This is a genomic window from Streptosporangium saharense, assembly GCF_014203715.1.
Lineage (GTDB): Bacteria > Actinomycetota > Actinomycetes > Streptosporangiales > Streptosporangiaceae > Streptosporangium > Streptosporangium saharense.
Map to the genome: position 1 here is coordinate 1 of NZ_JACHJP010000021.1, position 18,276 is coordinate 18,276.

26 protein-coding genes and 1 pseudogene are annotated in these 18,276 nt (G+C 70.4%); 21 read left to right on the plus strand and 6 right to left on the minus strand.

The window, feature by feature from the left end; translation table 11 throughout:
- From FHS44_RS39725 to FHS44_RS39735, 3 genes and pseudogenes are all read right to left on the minus strand, one after another.
- Positions 1-269: pseudogene (locus FHS44_RS39725) on the minus strand (hypothetical protein); the annotation flags it as partial.
- Positions 266-1,708 (minus strand): hypothetical protein, encoded by a 1,443-nt coding sequence (locus FHS44_RS39730; RefSeq protein ID WP_184725734.1) that lies wholly within the window; start codon positions 1,706-1,708, stop codon positions 266-268. The pseudogene FHS44_RS39725 and the gene FHS44_RS39730, both read right to left, overlap by 4 nt.
- 84 nt (positions 1,709-1,792) lie before the next feature.
- Positions 1,793-1,993 (minus strand): hypothetical protein, encoded by a 201-nt coding sequence (locus tag FHS44_RS39735; protein WP_184725736.1) that lies wholly within the window; start codon positions 1,991-1,993, stop codon positions 1,793-1,795.
- Positions 1,994-2,286: 293 nt separating this feature from the next.
- Here FHS44_RS39735 and FHS44_RS39740 point away from each other — a divergent pair, with 293 nt between their 5' ends.
- The 8 genes from FHS44_RS39740 (at position 2,287) to FHS44_RS39775 (ending at position 6,153) form a co-directional block, all read left to right on the plus strand.
- On the plus strand, positions 2,287-2,451 hold the full coding sequence (locus tag FHS44_RS39740; protein ID WP_184725738.1) for a hypothetical protein: 165 nt from the start codon (positions 2,287-2,289) through the stop codon (positions 2,449-2,451).
- A complete protein-coding gene (locus FHS44_RS39745) occupies positions 2,445-2,687 on the plus strand; it encodes a hypothetical protein (RefSeq protein WP_184725740.1) in 243 nt (80 codons plus the stop codon). The genes FHS44_RS39740 and FHS44_RS39745 overlap by 7 nt, the downstream gene beginning before the upstream one ends.
- On the plus strand, positions 2,684-2,860 hold the full coding sequence (locus FHS44_RS39750) for a hypothetical protein (protein ID WP_184725742.1): 177 nt from the start codon (positions 2,684-2,686) through the stop codon (positions 2,858-2,860). The genes FHS44_RS39745 and FHS44_RS39750 overlap by 4 nt, the downstream gene beginning before the upstream one ends.
- Before the next feature lie 342 nt (positions 2,861-3,202).
- Complete coding sequence (locus FHS44_RS39755; RefSeq protein ID WP_184725744.1) at positions 3,203-3,589, plus strand: RapZ C-terminal domain-containing protein; 387 nt, start codon at positions 3,203-3,205, stop codon at positions 3,587-3,589.
- Position 3,590: 1 nt separating this feature from the next.
- Positions 3,591-4,145 carry a Pycsar system effector family protein gene (locus FHS44_RS39760; RefSeq protein ID WP_184725746.1) on the plus strand — a complete coding sequence of 185 codons (555 nt, stop codon included), beginning with the start codon at positions 3,591-3,593 and terminating at the stop codon, positions 4,143-4,145.
- Positions 4,146-4,150: 5 nt separating this feature from the next.
- Positions 4,151-4,324, plus strand: coding sequence for a hypothetical protein (locus FHS44_RS39765; protein WP_184725748.1), 174 nt, complete (start codon positions 4,151-4,153; stop codon positions 4,322-4,324).
- A gap of 360 nt (positions 4,325-4,684) precedes the next feature.
- A complete protein-coding gene (locus FHS44_RS39770; protein WP_221461855.1) occupies positions 4,685-5,572 on the plus strand; it encodes a ParA family protein in 888 nt (295 codons plus the stop codon).
- Between the two features lie 212 nt (positions 5,573-5,784).
- Positions 5,785-6,153 carry a hypothetical protein gene (locus FHS44_RS39775; RefSeq protein ID WP_184725752.1) on the plus strand — a complete coding sequence of 123 codons (369 nt, stop codon included), beginning with the start codon at positions 5,785-5,787 and terminating at the stop codon, positions 6,151-6,153.
- 706 nt (positions 6,154-6,859) lie between these two features.
- On the opposite strand, the gene FHS44_RS39780 is transcribed toward FHS44_RS39775, so the two are convergent.
- Complete coding sequence (locus FHS44_RS39780) at positions 6,860-7,282, minus strand: hypothetical protein (protein ID WP_184725754.1); 423 nt, start codon at positions 7,280-7,282, stop codon at positions 6,860-6,862.
- Between the two features lie 184 nt (positions 7,283-7,466).
- On the opposite strand from FHS44_RS39780, the gene FHS44_RS39785 reads away from it, so the two are divergent.
- The 8 genes from FHS44_RS39785 to FHS44_RS39815 all read left to right on the plus strand — a co-directional run bounded on the left by FHS44_RS39785 (position 7,467) and on the right by FHS44_RS39815 (position 11,696).
- The gene (locus FHS44_RS39785) at positions 7,467-8,456 is read left to right on the plus strand and encodes an NUDIX hydrolase (RefSeq protein ID WP_184725756.1); all 990 of its coding nucleotides are present in this window, start codon (positions 7,467-7,469) and stop codon (positions 8,454-8,456) included.
- A gap of 15 nt (positions 8,457-8,471) precedes the next feature.
- Positions 8,472-8,639 carry a hypothetical protein gene (locus FHS44_RS39790; RefSeq protein WP_184725758.1) on the plus strand — a complete coding sequence of 56 codons (168 nt, stop codon included), beginning with the start codon at positions 8,472-8,474 and terminating at the stop codon, positions 8,637-8,639.
- A complete protein-coding gene (locus FHS44_RS40505) occupies positions 8,636-9,031 on the plus strand; it encodes a hypothetical protein (RefSeq protein WP_221461856.1) in 396 nt (131 codons plus the stop codon). Before FHS44_RS39790 ends, FHS44_RS40505 begins: the two co-directional genes overlap by 4 nt.
- Positions 9,028-9,396 (plus strand): DUF4326 domain-containing protein, encoded by a 369-nt coding sequence (locus FHS44_RS40510; RefSeq protein ID WP_221461857.1) that lies wholly within the window; start codon positions 9,028-9,030, stop codon positions 9,394-9,396. The genes FHS44_RS40505 and FHS44_RS40510 overlap by 4 nt, the downstream gene beginning before the upstream one ends.
- The gene (locus FHS44_RS39800; RefSeq protein WP_184725762.1) at positions 9,393-9,581 is read left to right on the plus strand and encodes a hypothetical protein; all 189 of its coding nucleotides are present in this window, start codon (positions 9,393-9,395) and stop codon (positions 9,579-9,581) included. The genes FHS44_RS40510 and FHS44_RS39800 overlap by 4 nt, the downstream gene beginning before the upstream one ends.
- Before the next feature lie 129 nt (positions 9,582-9,710).
- Positions 9,711-10,319, plus strand: coding sequence for a hypothetical protein (locus tag FHS44_RS39805; protein WP_184725764.1), 609 nt, complete (start codon positions 9,711-9,713; stop codon positions 10,317-10,319).
- A gap of 97 nt (positions 10,320-10,416) precedes the next feature.
- Positions 10,417-11,412: a 3'-5' exonuclease gene (locus FHS44_RS39810; protein WP_184725766.1), complete on the plus strand. Its 996-nt coding sequence runs from the start codon at positions 10,417-10,419 to the stop codon at positions 11,410-11,412.
- Complete coding sequence (locus tag FHS44_RS39815; RefSeq protein ID WP_184725768.1) at positions 11,412-11,696, plus strand: hypothetical protein; 285 nt, start codon at positions 11,412-11,414, stop codon at positions 11,694-11,696. Before FHS44_RS39810 ends, FHS44_RS39815 begins: the two co-directional genes overlap by 1 nt.
- Positions 11,697-12,024: 328 nt before the next feature.
- Here FHS44_RS39815 and FHS44_RS41565 read toward each other — a convergent pair whose 3' ends face one another.
- On the minus strand, positions 12,025-12,765 hold the full coding sequence (locus tag FHS44_RS41565) for a nuclease-related domain-containing protein (RefSeq protein ID WP_184725769.1): 741 nt from the start codon (positions 12,763-12,765) through the stop codon (positions 12,025-12,027).
- 86 nt (positions 12,766-12,851) lie between these two features.
- On the opposite strand from FHS44_RS41565, the gene FHS44_RS39825 reads away from it, so the two are divergent.
- The 5 genes from FHS44_RS39825 (at position 12,852) to FHS44_RS39845 (ending at position 18,095) form a co-directional block, all read left to right on the plus strand.
- On the plus strand, positions 12,852-13,142 hold the full coding sequence (locus FHS44_RS39825; protein ID WP_184725771.1) for a hypothetical protein: 291 nt from the start codon (positions 12,852-12,854) through the stop codon (positions 13,140-13,142).
- A gap of 143 nt (positions 13,143-13,285) precedes the next feature.
- Entirely contained in the window at positions 13,286-13,597 is a 312-nt protein-coding gene (locus FHS44_RS39830) for a hypothetical protein (RefSeq protein WP_184725773.1), read from the plus strand.
- A 112-nt stretch (positions 13,598-13,709) separates the two neighbouring features.
- Positions 13,710-13,922: a hypothetical protein gene (locus FHS44_RS39835; protein ID WP_184725775.1), complete on the plus strand. Its 213-nt coding sequence runs from the start codon at positions 13,710-13,712 to the stop codon at positions 13,920-13,922.
- Positions 13,923-14,566: 644 nt separating this feature from the next.
- The gene (locus tag FHS44_RS39840; protein WP_184725777.1) at positions 14,567-15,709 is read left to right on the plus strand and encodes a hypothetical protein; all 1,143 of its coding nucleotides are present in this window, start codon (positions 14,567-14,569) and stop codon (positions 15,707-15,709) included.
- A 778-nt stretch (positions 15,710-16,487) separates the two neighbouring features.
- Entirely contained in the window at positions 16,488-18,095 is a 1,608-nt protein-coding gene (locus tag FHS44_RS39845; RefSeq protein ID WP_184725779.1) for a coiled-coil domain-containing protein, read from the plus strand.
- Here the strand turns inward: FHS44_RS39845 and FHS44_RS39850 are convergent.
- Positions 18,043-18,276: hypothetical protein (locus FHS44_RS39850; RefSeq protein ID WP_184725781.1), on the minus strand; the 234-nt coding region annotated here is incomplete at its 5' end. The genes FHS44_RS39845 and FHS44_RS39850 overlap by 53 nt on opposite strands.

An 18,276-nucleotide genomic window follows, 5' to 3' on the forward strand; every position in this document is an offset into this window, starting at 1 on the left:
GGGCCGGGCCGAAGGACGCGCAGCTGCAGGCGACGCCGCAGCGAGAGCCGGGGCATGCGGGGCGTGCGCCCGATGCGGGACAGCGCGCCCATCCCAGCCGCGCCACCGGCCAGGACCACCCAGGCCCACCCCGGGACCAGGTCCCAGGGCATCGGCGCGGCCGCGAGGGCGGGCAGGGTGGCCGCCAGCATCGGCACCGGCCGAGAGACGGGCGAGGGCTGTGGGGGAATGGTGACATTGACGGGCACAGGTGACATCTCTTTACTCATGACTGACTCCCGGCCTCGATCATGCCTCCCTGTACCGACATTTGGTCGGCCTTACTGCTCTTAATGTGCTCATACAGATATGAGCGCGCGGTGCCCTCCGACCGGAGCCCCGCCTGCTCGTACAGCTCGCGGGCCAGCGCGGCCGCCTGGTCGAGGTCGCCGTACCGGGAATCGACGCCCTGGAGCCTGTCGTACAGGGCCAGCAGACGCGCCTTTCCAGTCGGCACCGAGGCCAGTTCGGCGAGGCGATTGCACTCTTCCCGAGCCAGCCGGAGGGACTCGACGACTAGGTCCATCTCGGCGCGCTCAGCGGCCAGAGCTTTCCGGCTCCGAGCGCGCTCGGCCTCACGCACCGCCTCCACGGTCGCCACGAGCCTGTCCCGCTCCTGGTCGGCGTCCGCGCGGACCTCGGTCAGCTCCGTCCGCAGCTCGGCCAGCTGCTCAGCGGCCGCTGTCCTTTCCTCGTCCCTTGCGGCCCGCTCGGTCTCGGCCAGGCGCTCGGCCAGGTCGCGCTGAGCCTCCTGGAGCTGGGCGCGCTCGGCCTTGATCTGAGCCTCCACCTGATCCAGACGGGCGGCCATCTCGGCCCGCTCGGCCGCGACCAGCTCGTCAGCGCGAGCGGCCGTCAGCTCGGCCTGCCGCTCCGCCGCCCCGGCCTGCTCCAGTGCGGCCGCCGCCGCCAGGCTGGCCCGCGTCCGGCCAGGCGCCAGCGGGGCCGTGTCCAGCACCCAGTCACGCACGCCACCCCATGTGCCGCGCCGGTCCAGCAGGAGCCGGATACCCCAGAGCATCAGGCCCACCAGGCCGCGCAGCAGACGCCAGGCACCCGCCAGCAGGGCCGTCAGGATCGGCGTCTCGGAGACGTCCAGTCCGGTCCGGGCGGCCGCCCACCGACGTACCTCTACGATCAGCGTCTCCAGCATCCACGCCAAGCTCACCGGCGCGATCACCGCGACGAGGATGCTCGGGACGGTTGGGGCCGCGTAGAGCAGCTGTGCTCCGAGACTCAGCCCGAAGAAGATCAGCACGCCGATCCTGGCTCGCAGGCTTGACCGGCCACGGAGGGCGGCGACCAGCGCCACCAAGGCCATAGCTACCCAGCCCGCGTCAGGGAGGGCGGCCACGATCGGGGCTGAGACGGCCGCGTGATCAGCGGGCAGGTTAGCCGCCGCGAACCTCATCTGGGCGTCATAGGCCACCACGGCCGCCCCCGCGAGAGCAGCGGAGATGATCACACCCGCAGTGACGAGCAGAGCACCCGACAGCCGGTCGCCCCGGTCGGGGCGGCCCTTGGGGCTCACTCGGTAGTGCCGGATCTCCCGGACCCCGGACCCCTCGGTCCAAGGGGAGAGGGGAGCTTTCGCCTGATCGTGATCGTGCCCGTTGACGGCCTGGCCGTCGTCGGCGGCGTCCCGCCGCCGTAGGCTAATTCCGAACATCAGAAGGATTCCCTTTCTGGTGGTTTCACCCCGGGCGGCAGCGCGTATCCGCCAAGATCAGACGCTGTCGTCCGGGACTGAGAGTTAGTAGCCGCGGGCTTCCAAATATGTAGAAATGGCCTGCTCTACGATGTCTTGGATCTCGGCCTCCGCTTCCACTGAGTAGCGCCGCAGTCTCTTACGGGTCGATCCCTTGATCTTTGTGCCGAGCCCCACAAGGGTGTCGGTGTCCTCCTCCGGTGGCGCCGCTGCGCGCACTGGGTCCTCCTTCTTCTCCTCGCTCACGGTCCTCCTGTCGGTCGGTTTGTGCTGGTCCGACCATACGCCGCAGCTCGGTACGTAGCTTCCTCGGCAGCATCCCTTCTCTTTATCTAGGGAACTAGTTGACAAGCTACCTAGCTACGTAGGAGTCTGTCAATCGCAACGCTGAGGCGGAGAGAAAGGAGGCAGCGGTGGCTGCGGCGTCGTACCGCCTACGGGCGGTATGGCCCCGGGGCACCCGCTCCACACAGATAAGCCCCGAGAGCTACCGCTACCAACGACCAGCTCCCGGGGCCCCTCAAAGAGGAGAGTCCATCATGGCACTCAAGACCAGACGGCACGACCCGGGACGTAAGCACACCGGCGAGTGGCCGCACGGCGAGCCGCAGACGGTCAGGGACGCGTACGACCAGGAGGAGGCCAAGAAGGCCACGCAGCGTGCGGCCGAGGCCAAGACCGCTGGGGGGGACCCCAAGTGCTGAGGGCGCACGAGGGCACGGAGTTCCACTCCGACGACGTACCCGCCCACAAGGGGTGGCCCTGGGGAGAGAACCCGCGGGTCCGGGACGCGTACGACGCGCAGGAGCAGCAGCGGCGCCTGGCGGCCACGAAGGCCGAGCAGGAGCGGCGGGAGCGCCTGCAGGCCATGGAGGCCAAGGAGGAGCGGCGCCGGATCCTCGCCGAGGCCATGGAGGCGCTGCACGGGGGGCACCAGTGAAGCGCCGCGAGACGAAGCGCGACGTCAAGAAGATCGAGGCGGCCTGGGCGGCGTTCCAGGCCACGCCCCCGACGGTGGCCGGGGCGCAGGCGCACCTGGACGCCTTCGCCGCCTACCGCAAGATCTACGACTCGGCTAGCCCCGAGGCTCGGAAGATTGTGACCCCCTTCTGATGAGCCGCGGAGGAAGCTCCAGGCCGCCGATCGCCAGGCCGGGCAAGGTGCTTTACATCTGCCCCGGCTGCAGCTCCAGGAGCAGCGCTCCGGGGCCGTGCACCCGGCCGACCGCGCCCACCTGCGGTGAGAGAGAGCCGCAGGTGTGACACGCGGGCCAGCTCTACATGTGCTGGCCCAGCCCTGCCGCCGGTGTGGACACCAGAAAGCTGTCCACACTGGCGGTGCTGGCCGCACTGGGTGGGCGATCTATGAGCCCACTTGGGCGGCCGCCCTGGGCTGGTGCTCCACACCTGGCTGTGATTGCCCCTCACGCACCTGATCACCAGGAGACGAAGACCCATGAGTATCTTGATCATTTCGTACGGTCACCGCCACGGGCAGCCGCCCGAGGCGGACCTGCACGTGGACGCCCGCCGTCTGCTGCGGAACCCCCACGATGACCCCGCCATGCGCTACCTCACCGGCCTGGACAGCGAGGTCTACTGCCACGTGCTGGACACGCCGGGCGCCCGCGCCCTGGTCCGCCACGTCGCGGCGGCCGCGCGTGACCTGGCCCAGATCCTCCCCCACAAGCAGATCGTGGTGGGGGTCGGGTGCCAGGACGGGCGGCACCGGGCGCCCGCCCTGGCCCAGGCCATCCTCCGAGACCTCCGCGCCCACAAGGTGCAGGCCGTGGAGATCACGCACAGGGACGTGACCAAGCCCGTCATCCAGGGGAGAGGCTGACATGTCTCTGCTGAATGACGCCCGTCAGCACTACAGCTCCTGCGATTCCGCGCGAGCCAGCGCGGCCGCGCTCATAGCCATCGGGCACGCGCTCACTCCAGACCCGCGCGTCGCCGAGCTCCAGGCCGAGGCCACCGCCGCCCGGATCGAGCTGGCCCGTAGCGACGCGAAGGCCGGAATCGCCCTGGCCTTCGCCGGGACCGGCTTCACGGTCCTCGTCGCCATCGGCACCCTCGCCCACCAGTCCGGCCCCGCCAGGGTCGGTCTCTGGCTTGCGACCACGGTCCTCGCCGCCGCCTGCTCGGTCCTCCTCTGGGTGATCAAGCCCTACATCCCCAGGCGAGGAGGGACCGGGTTCGTGGCTCACGCGGCCGCCAGCGGTCCGACCGAGATCCTGTCCACCCTCGATGTGGGGGAACGGCATCACCGCCTGGCCGCCGAGGTGCACCGCCTGAGCGGTATCGCCGCCCGGAAGTACCGAAGGATCGACTGGGGGCTCTACCTCATGCAGGCATCTCTTGTGATCATCGTCATGACCCTCCTACTGAAAGGCTGACGTACATGCGCAGACGGGACGTCGAGAAGGTCGTTCAGGACCTGGCCGCTGCCGCCTCCAGGGACGACAAGGAGAAGATCAACTCGATCATTAGCGAGGTCGGTAAGGCACACCCGAAGGTCGCCGAGGCACTGATGGAGGGCATGGTCAATCACGGCCTGCGCGGGCTCACCCGCTGACGACGAGAGGAGTGGTTCCATGAACAAGACCGAAGCCCTAGAGGAGGTCCTGGAGGAGACCCTCCTGGAGGGCGTCCGGCATCCATGGATCGAGTACGCGGTCCTGGAGGAGGCTCTCGACAGCCGCCCCCGCTGACCCGCTCGTAGCGTCCGGCCCTGTAGCTCCTGCTACAGGGCCGTTTGCGTGCGTGATAGACCGATAGCTAGACCGATAGCTAGCTAGCAAAATGCCCAGCTTGGAAGCAGATTGGCGCTCCGGATGGCGTGGGAGACTGCTTGCGACTTATGGCCCTACGAGATCACCAGATCGGATACAGCATGAGCGCGCTGGACCTCGCCCAAGCTTTGGCCTTAACTCGCGTGATCGCGGTAGCGAACGACAAAGGGGGAGTAGGAAAGACAACGATCACCGCGAACCTGGGTGCCACCCTCGCCCGCGAGGGATACAAGATCTGCCTGGTGGACCTCAACCGACAGGCCAACCTGGCCGACGATCTCGGGTACCGCGACACAGAGATCGACGACCAGGGCGCGGCCTTGCTGATGTCCATCATGACCGGCCGCACTCTGCAGGCCGTCCCGGTCCCCGGCCGGGACGGGCTTTTCGTCGTACCCGGGGGGCTCGACTTGACCGACCTGACCGGCGTCATGGTCGGCAGGGTCCAGCAGCATGGGCGTGACGCCATGCTCACCCTCGCCAAGGCCCTAGCCCCGGCCACCGCTCCCTACGACCTCATCCTGATCGACACGCCCCCCGAGAACACCCTGTTGATCGACCTCGCGCTCGGCGCGGCCAGATGGCTGCTCATGCCGACCAAGACCGACGGCGGTGGACTGGTGGGCATGAGATTGCTGGCCCAGCGGTACGCCATCGCCAGGGAGATCAATCCGCAGTTGGCCTTGCTCGGTGTCGTGCTGTTCGGCACCTCGCGTGCCGCGACCGCGATTCACCGCGACGTCCGGACGAAGGTAGAGCAGGCGTTCGGCATCGGCGCGAGCCCGGTCCTGACCGCGCTCGTTGGCCACTCTGAGAAGGTCGCCCGGGACGCGCGCGAGCTGGGACTCACCGCCCACGAGCTGGCGGCCGCCGCGGCCGCCCAGCCGACATGGTGGGAGACCCGCCGCGCGGGCAACTCTTCTGAGCCGCGCATCAGCGCGACCGCCTCCCAGGTCGCCGCGGACTTCGACAAGCTCGGCTTGGAAATCCTGCAGCTGCTGGCAGCAGCTGAGAGCGGGGCTCAGGCATGACCGACTCCGGCCAGCTCGGCGCCCCCGGCAGTCTCGGCGCTGCTTTCGGAGGGAGCGTCGCTGGTGGCCTGGGGGGTGTGCTTCCTCCCAAGCCACCGCCCCCGCCCAGTCCCTCCGCGCCTGCCTCTGAACCCTCCCCGGCACCAGCAGCCAGGCCAGATCCCCTCCCGCCCGTCGACCAGGACGATCCTGACGGCCTCGATACCTTCCCGGTGTCCGTCTACCTGCTGCCCGCTGCGATCCAGGCCGCCGCCACCTACCGCAGCAAGGAGCACACCGACTGCGCTGGAGTCGTGTACGACGCGATCGACGCACTCCGCGACCGCCTACCCGCCCTGGTGGCCGCCCGCCAAGCGCCGGAGCGACGCGAGGGCAGTCTTTTCCCCGGCCGCCGCGAGTCGGCGACGGCCGCCGCCCGCCGTACAGGCCAGCGACGCCGACTGTGGTTCTTCCAGGCGACCACGGCCGAGCTGGCCGTCCTGGACCAGCTGCAGACGACGAGCGGCGCCCGCTCGCGCAGCGAGCTGGTCTCGACCGCCGTCGAGGCATACCTGCTGGGTCGTCGCCGCAGATCACGCTGACGAGCAGCAAGCCCCTCTCTAAAACGCGCGTTTTAGAGAGGGGCTTGCCAAAGAGAAAGCGGCCGGTGAACCAGATAAGGCTCTGGCCGCACTCACCGACCGCCACCCACCCCGCGAGGGAGGGCTTCCCCAGCCTAGCGGGCCTTGACCAGGGCTCTAAGCCCTGCGATAGAGCCCGGGACTCGGCGGGCCGCCGAGTCATTCGTGAAGGCGCCCTCCCTGTTCTTTCGTACCGGGCGATTGCCTCGGTTCAGGTGGCCGCAGCCTCCCTCCTCACCTGCTATGGCTCGCGTTTTCGCAGCTCACTACGTGTGGACGTTAGGTTTTTCGGCCGATATAAGTGACTTCGGAGCCGGTCATCACCCGGCCTGCCACAGGACTAAAACCCCTGTGGAGGAAACGATGACGACCGACCCGACCGCTCCGGCTCCGGCGCCGCGCGAGGTACCGGCGACTCCGGGCAGGCTCGCCGTGGTGGGGCGCTGGCTCGGTGCCACTACGGCCGCAGGCGCCTTGACCTTTGTGATTCCCCCGGGCCTGCGAAATGCGATCCTCGTCGAGGTCGCCGTCCTGGGCGGGCTCCTCGTCCTGGTCGCCTTGTTCGGCTCGGAAACCCTGGTGGATCGGGTGCACCGGCTGATCCGTCAGCTGACGAACCGGCCGGAGCCCCGCCGCCCCCCAGCGTCCCGCCCGCCGCAGCGGGCGGCTAGACCCGTCTGTACCGGTCGCTCGCGGCGCGCTCGCTGATATCCACGGCGGCAGCGAGCTGGCGCACGGTGACGCCCTGCTCGCGGGCGAGGCTGGCGGCCGCGCGCTCGATGGCCTGCACGTCCTCCAGCGCACGGCGCGCGCCCTGCACGATCGCCACGGCGAGGTCAGCCGTGGTCAGGTCGGGGAACTTTGCACCCTCCGGAAACACCGGCCGGTCGAGGTACTTCCGCACGCTCGGGAGCGCCTCCTCAACGGCGCCTGGAACCGTGCCCCGGCCGAACAGCAGGCCCTGGCTGGCCAACTCCTCGATGAGACCGTCCAGCCGTCCGACCTGCCAGACTCCGGCGGGGTCTCGTGAGTTCCACGTCGTGTCGAAAAAGCTGACCGGCGGCCGCGCCTGATCCTCGTCAGTGGCCACGGGGACCTCCCTTCCTCTCAGATGCATACTTCATGAAGTGGTGTTCCTCTCCCCAGTGAGAGCACTGCTCTACCATCCAGTAACTTGTGGGAATAAGTATTCCCGTGAGTTTGCGGATTCCGCTTGACTGTACGAAATTCCGTACGGATGATGTACGAAGAACCGTACATACGAAGGGTAGTTCATGGACCGCACGCAGTACGAACACGTCACCCACCGCGACACCTCCTCCGACCTCGTCTTGAGGCTCGACGCGATCGAGACCGCGCTACTTGGCGCCGACGTCCTGAACCTGGGCGCCGACTTCCACACGGCGCTGCGCGCCCTGGCCGAGATTCGCGCCGGACGCTGGGACTTCGTGGAGTCTGACCCCGAGCTGGACGAGGGCGTTCCGGGCGCCCGGCAGCGAGCGCGCATGGAGGAGACCGCACACGGCCTGCGGGACCTGCTGGAGCGCCTGGAGGCGCTGCAGGCCGTGACCATCCGTAGCTGGCGCGCACGCGGCGCCAGCTACGGCGCCATTGGTCAGGCCCTGAAGGTGAGCCGGTCCACCGCCCAGGACCGGGTCAAGGCGCTGACCGCCACCACCCCGCTCCCGGGCGAGCACTGGGTACGCGGAGCCGCTCCCGTTCCGGCCGTGTGCGACCACGTCAGCGTGGGCGTCATCGTGCAGGAGGCCGGGCATGACCTGCTCATCCGGCGGGCCCACTACCCCTACGGGTGGGCCCCGGTCGCCGGGCATCTCGACCAGCACGGCGACCCCGAGGCCGCCGCCCGGCAGGAGATGGCGGAGGAGACCGGCCTGACCGTCCGGAGCCTGCTGCACGTCAACGGCGGCTGGCGCCCCAACCGGTGCCGACGCCTCATCCGGGGCGGCCGCCCGGCTGGGCACCACTGGACCATCTACAGCGCCGAGGTGGACGGTGAGCTGTCCCCCTCCGCCGCCGAGACCATGGGAGCAGGCTGGTTCTCCCCCGCCGAGCTGCAGGCCTTGGCCGAGCGGACCATCGCCTACGCCAAGGGCGAGATCCCCGAGATCGAGTGGCTCATGACCCCCGGTCTGGAGCCGGTCTGGCTCCACTGGCTGACCCGGGCCAGGCACATCTCCGTCAGCGGGCCGGACCTCCAGCTCGTGGAGACCATCGCCGCCCGTCCGCCCACATCCCCCGTCTGACCTGAGGAGACGACCATGAAGTACACCGCCGACCAGATCAAGGACATGACGCAGCACATCACGGCCTGCTGCGGGAAGGGGGACTCCGAGCTGCTGGCGGACATGTACGCCGAGGACCTGGACCCGGACGAGCACGCCGAGTTCATCAAGTGGTCTCACCACTCCCAGAGGACGGCAGGATGATCTGGGCACTCGTCGCGCTCGCGGCGATGTTCTTCCTCGGTGTCCTGGTCCGGGAAGCGCTGTGGCAGCGGCGTTACCGGCGCCGCGCTGCCGCGCAGGCCCTGGCGGAGGCGGAGCAGATCCTGCAGTGGGAAGCGGAGGGCCACCAGTACCGGCCGTACCGGATGACATGGATCGTGGAGAACCCGCGCAGCATCTACAGCAGGTCCACGCCCGGCTATTGGCCGCAGATCCAGGCGGCGGCAGAGCGGGACTCGCGCGGCAGCCACCCGGGAATGCCTCCCTCTCCCCGGCCCTGCTACCGGGTGGAAGTCGTCGACCCGGCCCCCGCTGGGGTACGCGAGTGGATCTGGGAGCACGGCCAGCTGCTCACCCCGGGTGGCAGATCGTGACCCCGCAGCGGATTCAGCGGCGCCGTACGGCCGGATGGCGCAAGCCGCCCGGCGCCGTGATCGTGGACCGGACCTCCCGATGGGGTAACCCGGCCCGGCTAGAGCGCCAAGAGACCAATCTCTGGCGGGTCGTCGTCGAGGACCAAGGCGCCATGGTCGGGCTGGGGCACGACCTCACCGAGGGCCAGGCCCGCGAGGTGGCCACGACCTACTACCGGGGTCACCTGGCCAGGCGACCCGAGCTGGCCGAACAGGCCCGGCAGTTGCTGGCCGGGCGCGACCTGGCCTGCCCCTGCTCGCCTGGCGCCATGTGCCACGGAGATGTACTACTGGAGATCGCCAACCCCAAGGAGCGCACCAGATGAGCAAGAAGACCCAGATCCTGGCGGCCCTGGACGAGTTGCACGCAGCCACCAAGGCTCGGGACGGGGACGGCGCCGTCGAGGCCGTAGAACGGCTTCGACGGACGGACCCCAAAATCGCCAAGGCTGTTGTGGAGTTCGTCGTGGTACGCGGGCTGAACAGGATGGTCAATGGGGACCAGGGCTGAGAGCGGCCCCGGAAGCTGCTGGCCTGCCCTTGCACACCGGGCGCCCTCTGCCCCGGGGACGGCCGCGCCGACCGGCTCGCCGGATCATTGAAGTTTGAAAACTTCATCGCCACAGGTCATGATGAGATCATGATTGCTACTGTGGCCGTGCGGGTGCGGGTCGCCTACGGCACCCACGCCCGCTTGGCCGTCCACTTGAGGGCGGAGAAGGCCCGCGGCCGCCAGCTGCTGACCCAACTGCTGGAGGTTGCCGGGTACCGGCAGGACCTCCCCGGCGCCGAGCGGGCGCGCCTGCTGGCCGAGGCCCGCGCCGTGCGGGCCGCGATGCGTGCACGTGGTGAGCTGCTCGACACGGTGGACGCCCTGGTGACCCCGGCCGTGCGCGCCGAGCTGGCCGGGCGCGGCTGGGCCTGGCCGTTGCCCACTCCGCCGCGCAGCGCACCGAAGGCGGGACGCTGGCCCGGCAGCAGGGACAGCGGCTACCCCGAGGCCATTTCGCTCCGTCTCCCTCCGGACCTTGCTCGCCAGGTCTACGCCGGGTGCTGGCACGCCAGCAAGGAGGCCATTGCCGAGCTGCGCGCCTGGCGTGACGCCAACCCCGGCGTCGTCGCCCACCTGGACCCCGAGCTCCGCGCTGACTACGACGAGATGGCGGCTCGCGTGATCACCCCCGGCCACGTGCTGCGGGCCGCCGTCGCCCGCGCGCTGCCCGCTGATGATACAAGTTTGCAAACTTGAAAACCCCTGGCCAGCACCGCCAATCCGGTTGCGGAGACGCCCGGACCGGCGTACCGTCAGGGGTGATCCACCCGACTCTCAAGAGGAAGGAGCGGCCATGCAGCGTGACGCGGTGCTGCGTCTTGGTGACGACGGGCTACCCGTCTACCGGGCCGGAGCGGCCCCGGTCGAGCTGGCCACCCGGCGCCAGCTGCGCGAGGAGGGCTTGAGCGCGGCCGGGCTGGCCCCGGCCGCGTGGCTGCACTACTCCGTCATGCACGGGATCTGTGCCCTGTACCAGCGCGCGGCCGCCCGGCCGGTGCGCCCGCTCACCCCTCGCCAGCACGCCGCCCTCGCGGCCGGGCGCGCGCTGGCCGGGACCGCCCTCTGCTCCCGCTGCCGGGCTCAGCGGGGGCCGGTCGAAAAAGGCCGGCGCGTGCTGTGCGCCGAGTGCGAGCAGGCCGAGGTGGACGCCAGGCTGGCCAGGGAGGCCGCAGCAGACGCCGCCCTGGAGCGGCGCCTGGCCGACGACCGCGACACCGCCGCGGCGTGGGCGCGCGCGGCCTTGGCCGACCCGACCGCCGTGATCCTGGACACCGAGACCACCGGCCTGGACGGCGCCTACGCCGTGTCCCTGGCCGTCCTGTCCGTCACCGGAGAGACCCTGCTCGACACCCTGCTCGACCCGCAGGTGTCGATCCCGGCCGACGCGACGAGCATTCACGGCATCACCGACGCCGACGTGTCCGGGGCGCCGACCTTCGGCGAGATCCTGGAGCAGCTGACCAGGGCCGTGCACGGCCGCCGAGTGATCATCTACAACAAGGCGTTCGACGTCGGCGTCCTCCGTCGCGAGCTCCGCCGTCACCACGGCGGCCGCTACCCCGACGCGGAGCGGGAGACCGTCACATGGCTGCACGGAGCCCAGCAGTGGGAGTGCGCCATGGAGGCATACGCCCGGTGGTGCGGCACCTGGAGCGACTACTGGCGGGACTACACCTGGCAGCCGCTCAACGGCGGACACACCGCCCTGGGCGACTGCCGCGCCGTCCTTCGCCGCCTGCAGCAGATGGCGGCTCCCCACCCTTCTTCCCTCACCACGAGGAGTGCCTAATGGTCCAGGTCCGTCTGATGCACCACGACCCCGAGCGCGTGCGCCAGGTCGCCGAGCTGCTGCTGCCTCTGCTGCGGGAGAGCGGCCTGCTGCACGTCGGCGACGAGAACGAGGTCCCCAACCGCCGTGACGGCGGCCTGCGCGTCTTCTTCGAGCTCACCCCGGCCACCCGTCCCAGCCCCGGCTACGTCTACGCCGAGCGTGTGGACCCCGCACCCCCAGCACGGCGCACCCGCCCCCGCACCGCTCTCCCGCCCGGCCGCAGCACGCGGCCGCTCACCTGAACACGAGGAGATCACCATGGACGAGTACGACGAGGACCCGCACGAGGACTGCCTCGGCATCCACGTCGGCAGCGACGGCGAGCACTACGACTGCGACGGCAGGCCGATCTAACAAGGAGAAGCATGCGCGACCTCGCCAAGGCACTTCGGCGTGATGACCTGGCTGAGGAAGCCGGGATGCATCCCGACGACCGGCTCACGTGCTGGACGCACCAGTGCTGGGAGGACGAGTGCACGGGCCGGGCGCCCCACCCGCCGGTCGCTCCTGGCTCGATCAGATAGGCCCTGACCCAAACCGGCCGCTGCCTGGCAGCGGCCGGTTTTCCTTTTAGCTTGTGGTGTACGGCGGCAGCACCCGCTCTGCCACCGCGGCGATCGTGGCGACCTCCGCCGCCGACAGCCGCGCAGGCTGACGGCCGATCCACCCCCGGACCTGAGGCGCCTGCAAAATCGGAACACCCTCCACTTTTGTCACGCGCAGCAGGGGCATGCGCGCACCATGGACGGCCAAGACCGGCGTGACCTCCACCGGTCGGCCAAGGCTCTGGGCGAGCGCGGCCGCGACGGCCTGGCGCTCATAGACCACCGCCTGGACCAGCCGGTCACCGGACGTGCGGCCAACGCGCACATACCGGCCGCGCCGGGTCAGGCGTCTCTCCTTGGCCCAGTGCTTGCTGTCCACCACAAACACGCCCGTCGCCCCGATCACCAGGTGATCGACGTTGGCCCTGCCGCTGGGGAGCGCGCGGTCGTGCAGGACGGTGTACCCGCGTCGCCCGAGTGGGCGCAGCATCCGGGCCGTGCGCCGCTCACCGATCGCCCCCTTGCGCCAGGTCCGTACGGCCTCATGACGGCGCCAGCGATACACCGTGTCGGCGACCCCGACCACGACCGCGACCACCACGGCCGCGACCCAGCCCCAGGCCAGGGCCGCCACCACGGCGGCCGCCGCGACCAGGCCCGACCGGATGAGCAGGCGCCGGGACCGGCCTTCCCGCATGGCCGTGACGTACTGCGCGTAGGCGGAGGCCCCGGCCCCGGTCCGGGCCGCAGAGCGAGGGATGATCACCGAGCACCTCCGAGAAGCGGGGGCGGAGACGTGCGCTTTCACCGTACGGCAGGCGCGGACGGCGAGCTAGCTGTCACCCTGAGCGCATGAACACTCCCGACCCCGGCCGCATGGCCCGACTCGACCTGGCCACGGTCCTTGCCGCCCAGGTGGACGCCTCCCGGCATCAGAGGCCACTGACCCTAGCCCTGACCTGGGCTGAGGGCGACGCCATGGCGCAGCTGCTGGAGCAGCTGGCACGAGAGCTGCCCGGCGAGCCCATAGCCGAGCTGGCGCAAGAGCTGGCCGGACAGCTGCAGGCCCAGCTGGGGCCTGCAGCTGGGCCCACCCCGGAAGAGCAGATAGCAGCCATGACTCGTTACCACACAGGTGCCTGACTCAGCCCCCGAACCACAACGGACTGGGGAGGAAGAAGAACAGCATCACACCACGTCCCCTTACTTTCTGTAGTTGATAGATCACATATAGCACTCATTGCGTTTACCCGGCACCCGGTCACCATGGCGTCCACCCTTGAGGGGTGACTATCCAGCTGATGGGAGGACCACTGGACGGCATGAGCTGGCCAGTGGACAAGGAAGAGGCCCCAGGGGATGGGGCTTACATGATCGTGCCGGGGGAGGAAGCCCGAGCGATCTACGAACCGACCTCTGACCAGGACCCCCTCACTTGGCACTTTCAGGGGTGGATCGGCGGCACGCCTGGCACGGCTGATCCGGACATCGAGGACCTGATAGTCGAGTGGGGGACGCACACCCCGCCCCCCGCCGACGCGGCGGAGCTGCTGACAGCTCTCGACGAGATCGCCACCGAGATGGAGGACGGGGAGTAGGGCGATACGGGAGAGTCGCACGGTTTGCCAGCGACTCTCCCGAAACCCGCAGGTCCTAGACCAACACGCGCGATCGGGTGATCGTGGCACCCCCCCTCGAAAGGAGGAGATCATGCACTCCACGACTCCTACTCACCACGATCGAGCCCTGGACGAGATCTACGCCAGGCTTCAGCAGCAGCTCACCACCCTGGGACAACACCTCGAAGCTCACCAGCGAGGACAGATCCCCTGTGCTGAGAGTCACGCGAGGATGCGCCAGGTCTGCCGGACCCTGCACGAGGCGACGACGGACTTCGACAGGCGAATATCGCGCCAGGTGTAGATCACGATTTGGCGACACGCCGCCCACGTGCATGCACACGTAGGCGGTATACGGAATGATCACCCTCATGCCAGGGATACCAGGACGGGCCGTACGGCCTGCGGGACACGGCGGCCGTGTGCCGCTGCAGACGCGTGTGCCTGCGGACGTTAAGCGTCGATATGATCACGTGCTGAAGCAGCGAGGGATCTCCCTCAGCCGCTACCTGGAAGAACTGCTCGACCTTGACCCGATGGCCCCGCCCCCCGCGCCGAAGGGGGATTCACCGACCCCGTAAATGCGTGAGCCCCGGCTCTGACAGGCCGGGGCGATCACGAGCCCACACTGGCTACCAACCAGCGTGGAGACCACATTTACTGCTCAGCCTGCAGCGCCGCTACCAACGGCCTGCAGGACAACCAACTCACTCACTCACCAATACACACACCAAACACACACCAACCGGCTAGCGACCGGTTACCAACCGCCCAGAGATCGGCTACCAACCGGTTTCCGGGAGACTGGGGTCCAGGATAACTCACGTTGGCCCAGCCGTCCCAGCATGCCTCGATACGGTCGTGTCACCCAATCGGGACATCACAGACGGTGCACACACTCCGCCGCCCGCGACGGCCTACTACGAGGGGCCTGACCGGTGCCCGGCCATGCCCCGCCACACCTGGTACCGAGTCGTCGCGCTGCAGCGCTGGCGCGGCCGCTTGGGCGACGACGCCGCCTGGCGAATGGTCCGCCACCTGACACACCACACCGACGAGCGCGGCCGCCTGGTCGACGTCCCCAGCATGATCGCCTTCTACGCGGCCGTGCACCAGGTGAGCAGCCGAACGGCCTGGACAGACCTTCGCCGTGTACGCCAACTCGGTTACGTCCGGCAGACCGCCGCGGCCGCCCCGGGCCGGGCAGCCCGCTACGTGCTGAGCGTGCCTGAACTGCCCGCCGACGCGCCCACGACGCTCGGCACGGCGATCCGGGCCGAGATCGACCCCCCAGCTCGGCGCGCTCGGGGGCGGCTCACCCGGGCGCAGGCTGCAGCTGTGGAGGCCGAGGTGGAGACGGTCCGGTACGGCTCCGCCGCCCAGGAGCCACTGGCCACCGCGACCGGATGTGGATGGCTTCAGACGTCTCCTTACTCTCTAGAGGGGTTTCCCCCCTCCCCTGACCAGCGGGTATGCCGCCCCCGGACGGGACCGCGAGGGCATCGCCGAGGCGGGGGGGTCACTCCCGACGAACAAGCCGAAGCCCTGTACTTAGTAAAGGAGTGTGGTCTGGTGTGGGCCCGGCAGGGCCAGGCCCTCCGCGAGGACCAGGTGCCCGGCATTGCGCACCTGATCGCGTTGGTACGGCGGCACCTGCCGCACGGCGAGGTGCTGGAGCTGCTGGGCGAGCGGGTGGCCAGCGCGGCCGACCTGGCCAGCGTGATCACCTACCGGGCGGGCCGAGTGCTGGCCACGGCCCGCCGAGCCCGTCGTGTCCAGGCCGACGAGGACGGCCAGGGCTACGCCGTGGCGCTGGCTGCTCGCGCGGCCGCCGCCGAGGACCGCTACGAGCAGACCCAGCGCGGCCGCAGCCTCTTCGCCACGGCGCGGGCCGAACTGGAGGCCGCCCGCATCCGGCGCCGGGGTCCCGAGCCGAGCGGGTCGAGCCCCAGCACCAGGCCGACGACGGCCGCGCCGAGCGGCGCCGAGCCGGTCGCCGAGCACCAGGCCGACAGCGACGTGGCATGGCTGGCCGATGCGACCCGAGCGATCCAGGCCGCGCACCGGCAGCGCGGGACCTACCGGCTGTGACCTGGCCAGGCTGGGCTCTGTGACCCTGGGGGCTCCACCGCCCCCAGACCCCCGCGGAGCGGAGTCACCTCCCGCCCACCGGGCGCGCGCCCTCCCGCCGCACGCGGCGGGAGGCGCCCCCGCAGCGCCGTACTGATCCCCGGCCGCCGTGCAGGGCGCGGCCCTGGCCCCAGCCGGGCGCCGCTGAGCCGTGCCGCTCCTGGCCGGGCAGGGCAGAAACAGGCTGGCCAGGGGAAATGGATCTGATGATCATCACGGTGAGGCTCCGGACCAGCAGAGCGCCATCACCGAAGCGATCGCCAAGGTCACCGATGCCCTGGCACCCCGTCGCCGTACTCACGGCGGCTGGCCGGAGCTGTAGGAGTTCCGGGCCATCACGAAGGACGACAAGCAGTGCCCTCGCCGGGCAGGCAGGCTCCGGGATCAGGGAGGGGGCCCGGAGTAGGTGCAGGTCAGTGGGGGGCCGGGGCTGGCCTCCTGTGATCCCGTCCGCCTGACCCGAGGGCTACCACGTCCGCCCCAGAGCCGCCAGCCACGGCCTACGGCCGTCCCTACGGGCTACGGGCTGGCACCTCCGTGTCGTCCGCGGCTTGACGCCCTCAGGCGGACGGGATCACAGGAGGCGGCCCCTCTGTGGTCAAGATCTTTTCGTGACCAAAACGTGACCGGATGAGTTTCATTTCATTTCATTAATTTCATTCGTTTCATTGAGATAATGAAACGAATGAAATATACTGGGGGTACCCCGACAGGCGGGGCACGCCAGCGAGGAGGACCCATGACCACCGCACCGTCCGACGCGACGACCTGCCGCTACCCCTCGTGCGAGGAGCCGCCCGGGGAGCCCTCAGGACCGGGGAGGCCCCCGGTGTACTGCGACGACCCCGGCCACAACGCCGTGACGGCCTTCAGGGAGCGCAAGCGCCTGGAAGCCCAGGCGCGCGGCGAGGCCGCACCGCAGCAGCCCGACGACCTGGAGCGGCCCGTCACCATGAGCCAGGTCCGCGGCGCCGAGCTGCTGCGTGGCGCCGAGCAGCTGGCGGAGCGCGTCATCGCGGAGATGGGGCGTGTGGCGGCCGAGCTGCGCACCGTGGTAGACCCCGACGCCGCAGCCGTCGAGGTCACCGCCGCGCATGCCGTCGCCGCCGAGCAGGTGGCCAGCGCGGAGGCCCGCGCCGTCGCGGCGGAGCAGCACGCGAGCCTGGCCAGCGCTGCGGCCGCGACGGCCCGCGCGGAGCGTGAGCAGGCCGACGCCGTAGCGGAGACTGCGCTGGTCCAGGCCGAGCAGGCCGAGCAGCGCGCCCGCGCCGAGGCCGAGCGCGCCCAGCAGGCCGAGGAGACCCTGGAGTCCGAGCGCCAGGCGCACTACGAGGAACAGGAGCGCCTGGCCGAGCAGGTCACCGCCGCGCACGACGCCGCAGAGCAGCGCGCCGAGGCCGCCGTCGAGCAGGCCCGCGCGGCCGTCGAGCAGGCCCGCGCCGAGGCGGCCGCGAAGGTCGAGGAGGCGCGCACCGCCCAGGCCGACGCCGAGCTGAGGGCCGAGCGGGCCGAGGCCCGCGCCGACGCTCTCGCGGCCGAGATCGACCGGGTGGGTGGTGAGCACCACGCCGAGCTGGAGCGGCTGGCCGAGCAGGTGGCCAGCGCGGAGGCCCGCGCCGTCGCGGCCGAGGTTGCCGCGACGGCGCGCGTGGAGAGGACCGAGGAGCAGGCCCGCGCCGCCGTCGAGCAGGCCCAGGCCGAGGCCGCCGAGCGGGTCCGCACGGCGCACACCGAGCGCGACGCGACCGCGGCCGCCGCACAGGAGACCCGAGAGCAGGCCGCCCAGCAAATCGGCGCGGCTGACAGGCGAGCTGAGCGGGCCGAAGCTCGCGCCGACGCTCTCGCGGGCGAGATCGAGCGGTTCCGCGCTGACGCCGAGCGCGAGCGCCAGGCCCTCGCAGCCGCACTCGGCGCACAGGTGAAGGCCACCGCAGCCCAGGCCGAGGCAGCCGAGCGGCGCGCCGAGCGAGCCGAGCAGCAGACCGACGCAGCCGAGCGCGAGCGGCGCGCCCTGGCCGAGCAGGCCGACCGCTTGCGGACCGCTCTGGCCCACGCTCAGCAGACCGGCGCCGGGCCACTGCCCATAATCGAGCCCGACGTCGACGGCGAGGGCGGCCGCGGCGTGCTGCTGACGAGCGGCACGCTCGCCGGGGTGGCGACCCTGATCGAGCCCGGCCAGGTAGTGCTGACCGGGGGCGCCATCCCCGAGCGGCTCTCTCCCGTCCAGGCCAGGGAGATCGCTACAGCTCTGTTGGCCACCGCCGCCCAGGCCGAGGCCGAGCCCGAGCCCGGCGTCAGCGCCGCCTCGAAGGCTCCCCGCTCTCGTCGGCGGAGCACCGCCAAGTAACAGGGCGTGCGCGGCCGTCGCCGTCGCCGAGCACCAGGGCGTGCGCGGCCGCGCGGGCCGTCCGGCCGCCGTGGTGGTTGAGGGCCAGGGCGTGCGCGGCCGTCGCCGTCGCCGAGCACCAGGGCGTGCGCGGCCGCGCGGGCCGTCCGGCCGCCGTGGTGGTTGAGGGCCAGGGCGTGCG